Annotated in this window: 9 protein-coding genes, 1 tRNA gene and 1 pseudogene; all 11 read left to right on the plus strand. The window is 56.8% G+C overall.

Annotation, left to right across the window (positions count from 1 at the left end; translation table 11 throughout):
- Positions 1 to 342: pseudogene (locus ACTG3T_RS09155) on the plus strand (beta-ketoacyl-ACP synthase II); the annotation flags it as partial.
- Positions 343 to 383: 41 nt separating this feature from the next.
- Positions 384 to 1,181, plus strand: a complete 798-nt coding sequence (gene pabC / locus ACTG3T_RS09160; protein WP_439101963.1) for an aminodeoxychorismate lyase — start codon at positions 384 to 386, stop codon at positions 1,179 to 1,181.
- Positions 1,166 to 2,200, plus strand: a complete 1,035-nt coding sequence (gene mltG, locus ACTG3T_RS09165; RefSeq protein WP_439101964.1) for an endolytic transglycosylase MltG — start codon at positions 1,166 to 1,168, stop codon at positions 2,198 to 2,200. Before pabC ends, mltG begins: the two co-directional genes overlap by 16 nt.
- Positions 2,197 to 2,844, plus strand: coding sequence for a dTMP kinase (gene tmk / locus ACTG3T_RS09170; protein WP_439101965.1), 648 nt, complete (start codon positions 2,197 to 2,199; stop codon positions 2,842 to 2,844). Before mltG ends, tmk begins: the two co-directional genes overlap by 4 nt.
- Positions 2,844 to 3,824: a DNA polymerase III subunit delta' gene (locus tag ACTG3T_RS09175; protein ID WP_439101966.1), complete on the plus strand. Its 981-nt coding sequence runs from the start codon at positions 2,844 to 2,846 to the stop codon at positions 3,822 to 3,824. Before tmk ends, ACTG3T_RS09175 begins: the two co-directional genes overlap by 1 nt.
- 48 nt (positions 3,825 to 3,872) lie before the next feature.
- Positions 3,873 to 4,223, plus strand: coding sequence for a PilZ domain-containing protein (locus ACTG3T_RS09180; RefSeq protein ID WP_439101967.1), 351 nt, complete (start codon positions 3,873 to 3,875; stop codon positions 4,221 to 4,223).
- A gap of 413 nt (positions 4,224 to 4,636) precedes the next feature.
- Positions 4,637 to 5,689, plus strand: a complete 1,053-nt coding sequence (locus ACTG3T_RS09185) for a beta-N-acetylglucosaminidase domain-containing protein (protein ID WP_439101968.1) — start codon at positions 4,637 to 4,639, stop codon at positions 5,687 to 5,689.
- Positions 5,690 to 5,842: 153 nt separating this feature from the next.
- Positions 5,843 to 5,927: transfer RNA gene (locus ACTG3T_RS09190), tRNA-Leu, on the plus strand.
- Positions 5,928 to 5,983: 56 nt separating this feature from the next.
- Positions 5,984 to 7,312, plus strand: a complete 1,329-nt coding sequence (tig, locus tag ACTG3T_RS09195; protein ID WP_439101969.1) for a trigger factor — start codon at positions 5,984 to 5,986, stop codon at positions 7,310 to 7,312.
- A 56-nt stretch (positions 7,313 to 7,368) separates the two neighbouring features.
- Positions 7,369 to 7,989: an ATP-dependent Clp endopeptidase proteolytic subunit ClpP gene (gene clpP / locus ACTG3T_RS09200; RefSeq protein WP_439101970.1), complete on the plus strand. Its 621-nt coding sequence runs from the start codon at positions 7,369 to 7,371 to the stop codon at positions 7,987 to 7,989.
- Between the two features lie 106 nt (positions 7,990 to 8,095).
- On the plus strand, positions 8,096 to 8,793 hold a 698-nt coding region (gene clpX / locus ACTG3T_RS09205), incomplete at its 3' end, for an ATP-dependent Clp protease ATP-binding subunit ClpX (protein ID WP_439101971.1).

Genomic DNA, 8,793 nt, shown 5'->3' on the forward strand with positions numbered 1-8,793 from the left:
TATGTTAATGCCCATGGCACCTCAACCCTTGCGGGCGATGTAGCGGAAAGCCGGGCCATTGAGTCGGTGTTTGGGACCGCGGCTTCGTCAGTTGCAGTGAGCTCTACGAAGTCCATGATCGGACATCTTCTGGGTGCCGCCGGCGCGGTGGAGGCGGTGTTTGCAGTGCTGGCTATTCGGGATCAGGTTGCGCCGCCAACCATCAACCTGCATAACCCCGGTGAAGGCTGCGTACTGGACTACGTGCCGCATACGGCACGGGAAATGACCATTACTCATAGTCTCACCAACTCCTTTGGCTTTGGCGGCACCAACGGCTCGCTGATCTTTGGACGCATTTAGACGTCTTGGTGGCGGCGTCGCCGGAGAACTCTACGCGTTCGGTGCCAGTAACGGACCGGGCATTTCTTTATGGTGACGGGCTCTTTGAAACCTTGCTCATCATTAATGGCCGGGTGCTTTGGATCGATCTCCATCTCCACCGGCTTATGAACGGTGCGAAGCGCCTGCGTATAAACCTGGATTGTCGCGAGGTTCATGAAGCGATAAGCAGTGGTCTGGAGGGTTGTGCAGAGCCTGCGGGTGTTCTGCGCCTCACGGTGAGTCGAGCTTCGGGGAAACGCGGCTATGCCCCTAATCTGCAAGCGCGAGCCCAGATGGTCACCAGCTACCACTCCCTTGCGAAGTCCCCCCTGGACGCGCTGCCCCCGGCGGTGGTAGCAAGCTCTTCCATTGTGATGGGCCACCAGCCGCTGCTGGCTGGCTTGAAACACTGCAATCGTCTGGAGCAGGTCATGGCCGCAGCTGAGGCAATAGATCTTGGCGTAGACGATGTGCTCCTTCGTAACGTGAGTGGCGCTTATCAGTGCTCCAGTAATGCCAACCTGTTTGTGCTTCAGGGCAACCGTTTACTCACAGCGCCCTGTGACGGCAGTGGCGTGCTGGGCACGCGCCGGCGGTTTCTCATGGAAACCCTCGCGAGCAAGCTGAGCATGGATGCCGAGGAGAAACCCTTGGAATCAGAGGATTTACTTGAAGCAGATGGTCTGTTTCTCAGCAACAGTGTCATGGGGGTCCGCACTGTTTCCAGCTGGGATGAGAAGACCTACAAGCCCAGTGAAAGACTGCGCGATCTTCAACAGTCTTACTTTTGGGTGGTCAGGCAATGCTGCGCTATCTGAGCATTATCGTTGCCGGTATCCTATTGATGCTGCTCCTGACCCTAGGGTGGCTGGACGCCTGGTGGGAAAGTCCTCTGGAAATACCTGAGGAGGGGCTGATCGTCTATGTAGAGCCCGGTGACAGTTTGAGTCGCCTGTCCCGCCGTCTTGCGAAAGCAGAGGTTCTTCAGCACGAGCGTCTGTTTAAATGGGCGGGGCGTATCCTTGGGGCAGACAGTCGCATTCGTCTTGGGGAGTACCGGCTGGACGCTGGAATTACGCCGGCATCACTTCTGGCGCTCCTCCAAAGTGGCGATACCGTCCGTTATCTTGTGACCCTTCCCGAGGGCATTACGCTGAGTAATGCACTGCAACTCATCCAGAGCAGCGAGGGTATAAAGCCTTTGCTGTCGGATGCGCAGGACCCGCGGCTACTCGAACTGGTGGCGCCGGCCAAGCTCACCGAAGGATACTTCCTGCCAGAGACCTACCAGTATGAGCGGGGCGACAGTGATTTCGATATCCTCTTTGAGGCCCATCGTATGATGGAAGAAACCCTCGCCGAGGTGTGGATGCAGCGCCAATCAGGATTACCTTACGGCGATGCTTACGACGCACTGATCATGGCGTCTATCATCGAGAAGGAGACGGGTCTCGCGCGGGAGCGCTCTGCTATCGGAGGTGTATTTGTGCGTCGCCTGCAAAACGGCATGCGTCTGCAGACCGATCCCACAGTGATCTACGGGCTCGGCGCTGCGTTTGAGGGTAATCTACAACGCAAGCACTTGAGCGATGAGGGTAATGCCTACAACAGCTATCGACATAAAGGTCTTCCACCCGGTCCCATTGCCCTGCCCGGGAAAGCGGCCCTCGTGGCTGCGGTAAACCCCGAGGCAGGGGATGCCCTTTACTTTGTGGCACGAGGCGATGGCAGTCATCAATTCAGCGCGACACTGAAAGAACACGAGGCGGCCGTGCGCCAGTTTCAGCTATCTCGGCGCGCCGACTATCGATCTGCACCAAAGAGTAAAAACCAGTGAATCAACGAGGCTTGTTTATCACCCTGGAAGGCGGCGAGGGCGCGGGCAAGAGTACCGCCATGTCCTACATTGAAGAGCGTCTGCGGAACGCGAATGTGGACCTGATCTGCACGCGGGAGCCGGGGGGAACACGCCTCGGCGAACAGTTACGGGAGACGCTGCTTGCCCCCACGGATACAGCCATCGCACCATTGGCCGAGCTACTGATGATGTTTGCCGCTCGAGCCCAGCATCTTTCTGAATGTATCCTGCCAGCACTCCAGCGTGGTCAATGGGTACTCTGCGACCGGTTTACCGACGCGACCTATGCCTACCAGGGAGCGGGGCGGAATATGGGGGTGGCACCTGTGGCCGCTCTTGAGGACCTCGTGCAGGGAGAGCTGCGCCCGGACCTGACCCTGCTCCTCGATGTCCCGGCAGAACTGGGGCTCTCCAGAGCCCGGGGCAGGGGAGCACTTGATCGCTTTGAGCTTGAAGACAAGGCTTTTTTCGAGCGGGTGCGTCAGTCCTACCTGTACCGCGCCCGGCGCAGCAGTGGCCGCTACCAAGTTATTGATGCCTCCGCAGAGCTCGCGGACGTGGAGCGGGCTCTGCAATCGGTTGTAAATGACCTCATCGCCTGTCCACCGCTGGTGGAAAACTGATGCTGGAATTGCCACCCAATGCGAATCCGCCGCCGCAATCCCGGTCGTTGCCCTGGCATGACTCAGCCTGGCAAAGCCTGGAAGCCCTCTTTACGAGTGGACGACTTCCCCACGCGATGCTGCTGGAGGGGCAGCCGGGCACCGGTCGTAATCGTCTGGCCCTGGCTTTGGCACGTTATCTGTTGTGCAGCCAACCCAGCGAGGGTGGCAATTGCGGCGAATGTAAAACCTGCACCCTCAGCGCCTCCGGCGCACTTCCGGATCTGCTTAGCGTTGTGCCCAGCGAATCAGGAAAAGCGATAGGAATCAACGCAATCCGTGAAGTGATTCGTTTCGCTGCCGGCACTGCGTCTCTCGGGCGTTACAAGGTAATACTGATTTCGCCGGCGGAAGCTCTTACAACGGCAGCCTTCAATGCGTTTCTCAAATGTCTGGAAGAGCCCGCGTCTGAAACCTTTATTATTCTGGTATCGGCCCGCGGCTTTCCCTTACCAGCGACCATCCGTTCTCGTTGCCAGCGCTGGCAACTGCCGTCTCCCGAGCAGGGAAGAGCTCAGGCCTGGCTCGAGAACGAGCTTGGTGGTACCGGGGCCGATGGAGCGGCGTCTGCCATGCTTGAGCTGTGTAATGACCGACCTCTGGATGCCTTGATCAAGCTGCAAAGCGATGAAAGAGGCCTTCTCCTGGCAATGCACCGGTCCGTAAAGGATGTGTTGCGCGAAGAGAAAAAATCGCCGGCACTGGAGCAGGCGGTGGCGGCGGTGGAGCCCGACAGCGCGCTGGATGCCATTGAGTGTGCAATTCAGCGCTGGCTTCGCGGGTTGCCGACAGCGCGGCTTCGGTCGGGGGAAGCGCATCGGGGGTTTGTGGCGCTCGACAGCATCGCTCGCCTGCGAGCTGCCAAACGTAGTGGCAGCAATCCTAATGTGGATTTGTTGCGCTTTAGCGCAACAACTGCGCTCAACGGGCTATGGGAGTGACAAACGCAATGCTACACTCCTGCTTGCGCTCTACGTGTTTCTCGCATCATGAATGAACAATCTTCAGGCCATCAGGGAATTCTTTCTCTGACCATCAAGGATAAAGCTGTACTTTATTCTGCATACATGCCGTTTATCAAAAATGGCGGCCTGTTTGTTCCTACCAATAAGAGTTACAAAATTGGTGATGAGGTGTTCATGTTACTCACCCTCATGGAAGAACCCGACAAGATACCCATCGCGGGGAAGGTGGTCTGGGTAACGCCTAGGGGCGCCCAGGGCAATAGGACCTCTGGTATCGGCGTGCAGTTTTCGGAGCAGGACGCTGCCGCCAACTCCAAGATCGAAGAGCACCTGGTGGGTATGCTGACCTCTGATCGTCCCACCCATACGATGTGAGCGACCCGGTACGGTCGACTACGTATAAAACCTCATCGCGACAGCGGTGGGGCTCTTGGCGCCAGTCGGGACTTTCTTTCCAGAGATCAGCCGTTTTTCAGCAAAGCCCCCGGGGAATTAAAGTGCTTTATAGAAGCTGGCCCCAAGGCATTGAATTTTATAATTTTTAGGCAAAAAAATGGGCTCCAAAAGGAGCCCAATAAGACCATTAGGAGTGAAACATAAAGGAACTTAATCCTTCACAACGGAACATTGGGTTTGTTCCGGTGACATACCATTTCCGCGAGGAAATGGAGTCACGTCTATAGTAAAGGCATTAATTGGAAATATTCCATAGTTTGTTAAATAAAAATTAGTTCTTTTGTGCATATCTAAATGTGTTTTTAATGGCTTTGAGGAGCAAAAAACGCCAAATGAATGGAGAGAGGCCCTTGCTGGGTGTTTTGGAGGGTTTTTATGGAAAGCCGTGGTCGCCAGCCTCACGTCTGCGCATGACGGACTGCTTGCCGGCCCTTGGAATCGATGCCTACCTCTACGCTCCAAAGGCAGATTCGAACCTTCGCAAGGGCTGGAGGGCGTCCTGGCCAAAGCACGAGCGGGACCACCTGGAGCTAGTCGCTGCGCGTTCTGCAAAAAATGAACTGGCTTTTCACCTGGGGCTATCGCCTTTCGAGCTTTACCGCGACTACAACCGCGTTGCCCGGGCAGCGCTGCAAACCAAGGTAGGGGAGATAGTCGATCTCGGCGTTACAGGCGTCGCCTTGCTCTTCGATGATATGCCGGGTGATCTGGACAGTCTTGCTGCCCGGCAGGCAGAAATCTGTGGCGATGTGCGCCATTGGGTCGGGGCCGGGGACCTCGAGCTTCGCGTGTGCCCCACCTATTATAGTGATGATCCGATCCTTGATGAGATTTTTGGTCATCGACCCAACGATTATCTCAACGCGCTGTATGCCGACCTCGACGACGGCTACGAAGTTTTCTGGACGGGACCCGAGGTGTGTTCGCGCACGGTAACGCCCGGAGATCTCGTGGACGCGAGCCGGGTATGTCGCGGTAATCTGGCCCTTTGGGACAACTACCCCGTTAACGACAGCCGGGCCCGCTCACCCCACATTTATGTGGGTCCATTGGAGGGGCGCTCGGCAGCGTTGGATGGGTTTGTCAGCAGCCACTGGTGTAATGCCATGAATCAGCCGGCACTCTCGCTTCCCGCATTGGCGTCCCTGCCGGCTCTTTATGGGGCATTGCGTGATTCATGGGCGAAGGTATTGCAAGAAGCGGGAGTGGATGAAGGCGTCATTGCGGCCTGCGAGCCGCTGGCTACCGGGACCCTGGATAGCCTCGGAGCAGGGGAGCGGGCTAAGCTGGAATCTGTAGCTTCCAGAGACACCATGGCGTCCTCGGAGTTACGGGATTGGCTGGCCGGCGCTTACGAATTCGACCCCGAGTGTCTCACCTGCTGAAAGGTATGTTGCTGCCAAGGGGCGCCTGTGGCAAAATCGCGCCCCTCGAAGGCACCCGGCTCAGCCCCTGTCTTCGATAAAAATCTAGAAATATCAATGTTTTGCAGGTTATTTGGGGCCGCTCAAGCGGGGCTTCAAGCGCCTGGTCAGTATGCGGGAGTGGCGGAATTGGTAGACGCGCTGGTTTTAGGTACCAGTGTCTTATGGCGTGAGAGTTCGAGTCTCTCCTTCCGCACCAATCAGGGGCTTGTCCAGAGTCCCGCCAAAGAATGAGTTATTAGGGATCACCAGATTATGCAGGTTTCTATAGAAACAACGTCCAAGCTGGAGCGCCGGCTGACCGTTGGAGTACCGGCCGAAACTGTCGACTCACAGGTCGACGAACGTCTCCGTCAGGCCGTCAAAAACGTGCGGCTACCGGGGTTCAGGCCCGGTAAAGTGCCATTGAAGGTGATGCGTCAACGCTTCGGGCCCGGTGTTCGTCAGGAAGTATTGGGCGAAGTTATGAGCCGGAGCTTTCAGGAGGCGGTTACCCAGGAAAAGCTCAAGCCTGCGGGGCAGCCCACCATCGAGCCGCGCAATATGGATGCCGGCAAGGACCTGGAGTACATCGCGACTTTCGAGGTGTTTCCCGAGGTGGAAGTCGTTGAGCTCAGCGATTATCCGGTAGAGAAACCTGCCGCCGACGTTACTGCCGAAGATGTGGACAACATTATTGAAGTCTTCCGCAAGCAACGCGGTAGCTGGGAAACAGTCGAACGCGCCGCCGCTGACGGTGATCGCGTAAACATCGGCTTTGAGGGCACCCGCGATGGAGAGCCCTTCGAAGGCGGAAGCGCGGAAGGCAGCGACCTTGAGCTGGGCTCCGGACAGATGATTCCAGGGTTTGAGGATGGCATTGTCGGCATGAGTGCAGGCGAAGAGAAGGTGCTCTCCCTGAGTTTTCCTGATGACTATCACGCTGACGAACTCAAAGGAGCCGCCGTCGAGTTCAAGGTCAAAGTCAATAAAGTGGAAGAAATGCAGCTGGCACCCTTGGACGCGGAGCTCTACGCAGCTTATGGCCTGGAGGGTGATGACGAAGCTGAGTTCCGTTCAGAGGTCGAGCAGAACATGGCCCGGGAGCTGCGCAATGCGGTTGATGCGCGGGTAAAAAAGCAGGTGATGGATGCTGTTGTAGACGCTTACAGCGACCTCGAAGTTCCGGCAGCTTTGATCGCGCAGGAGACCGATGCGCTGCGAAATCAGATGTTTCAGCAGTTCGGAGGCGCTGCGCCCGAGGGCATGGACCTCAAATCCATTCTCCCCGATGATATGTTTGCGGAGAATGCCGCCCGTCGCGTAAAGCTCGGGCTGGTGCTGGCGGAACTCATCGCTCACTACGAGCTCAAAGCTGATGAAGAGGCCATCAAGGCCGCCGTGGAAGAGATTGCGTCGACCTATCAGGACCCCGAGGAAGTGGTGAATTGGTATCTGGGAAACCAGGAGCAGCTCGCGGCCGTAGAAAGCAAGGTATTGGAAGACAAAGTGGTAGAACGTCTGCTTGAGTCCGCCGCGATCAGCGACAAGTCCTGCACTTATCAGGAAGCTATCGCCTTAGGTCAGCAGGCTAACCAGCAGTAATCAGTAGTAACCAACGGCTCAGGAGCTGAGGAAGTATGTCGAAGCAGATCGAAGGAATGTCCCCCCCAGTCGAGGCCCTGGGGCTAGTGCCCATGGTGGTCGAGCAGACCTCACGGGGCGAGCGTTCCTACGACATATATTCACGCCTGCTTAAGGAGCGTGTGGTATTTGTGGTTGGTCAGGTTGAAGACCATATGGCCAATCTTATCGTTGCCCAGCTTCTGTTTCTGGAGTCTGAGAACCCGGACAAGGACATTCACGTTTACATCAACTCCCCCGGTGGGTCTGTAACGGCAGGGCTGTCGATCTACGACACCATGCAGTTTATTAAGCCTGACATCAGCACCATGTGCCTGGGCCAGGCCGCCTCCATGGGGGCGTTCCTGCTGTCCGGCGGCACTAAGGGCAAGCGTTACTGCCTGCCGAACGCGCGGACCATGATCCACCAGCCCAGCGGCGGTGCCCAGGGGCAGGCCACGGATATCGACATTCAGGCCAAAGAAATACTAATCATTCGCGAGCGCCTGAATCGCCTGATGGCCGAACACACAGGCCAGCCGCTGGAAGTGATTGAACGGGACACGGAGCGGGACCGCTTTATGGACGCCGAGCAGAGCAAGGAATATGGCCTGGTCGACGAAGTTGTGACGGCCCGGAGCGCCGGCAGCAGCGAGTGATTCAAGCGCAGTTTTGTAGGGCACGCAGTGTCTGTCCACTTGCATTAGGAGACGAAAAACATCAACCTAAAACTGGTGGCAGTGTCGTGGGAGGCGAAGTGAGCCAATGAGTAAAGATTCATCCGGAACAGATGACGGTGGCAAGCTTTTGTATTGTTCTTTCTGCGGCAAGAGCCAACACGAGGTGCGCAAGCTTATCGCCGGTCCTTCTGTCTTTATATGCGACGAGTGTGTCGATCTATGTAACGACATAATCCGCGAGGAGGTGCAGGAGAGTGCGGCGGAAGATGCCGACGAAAAGCTGCCGGTTCCCGTAGAAATTAACGCGATTCTCGACGAGTATGTCATTGGCCAGCAGCGAGCAAAGAAGGTGCTGTCCGTCGCGGTGTACAACCACTACAAGCGGCTCCGCCACGGTGGCGCCAAGGGCGACGATGTGGAGCTGGGAAAGAGCAACATTTTGCTCGTGGGCCCCACCGGTTCCGGAAAGACATTACTCGCGGAGACTCTGGCGCGGCTTTTGGATGTGCCGTTTACCATTGCCGACGCTACCACCCTCACCGAAGCGGGTTACGTGGGCGAGGATGTAGAAAACATCATTCAAAAGCTGCTGCAGAAATGCGATTACGATGTTGAAAAGGCCCAGGTGGGTATCGTCTACATCGACGAAATCGACAAAATTTCGCGCAAATCCGATAACCCGTCGATAACCCGTGACGTGTCGGGCGAGGGTGTTCAGCAGGCGCTGCTGAAACTCATCGAGGGCACGGTGGCATCGGTTCCCCCGCAGGGCGGGAGAAAGCA

The organism is Congregibacter sp. (genome assembly GCF_965660375.1).
In the GTDB taxonomy this organism is placed as follows: Bacteria; Pseudomonadota; Gammaproteobacteria; order Pseudomonadales; family Halieaceae; genus Congregibacter.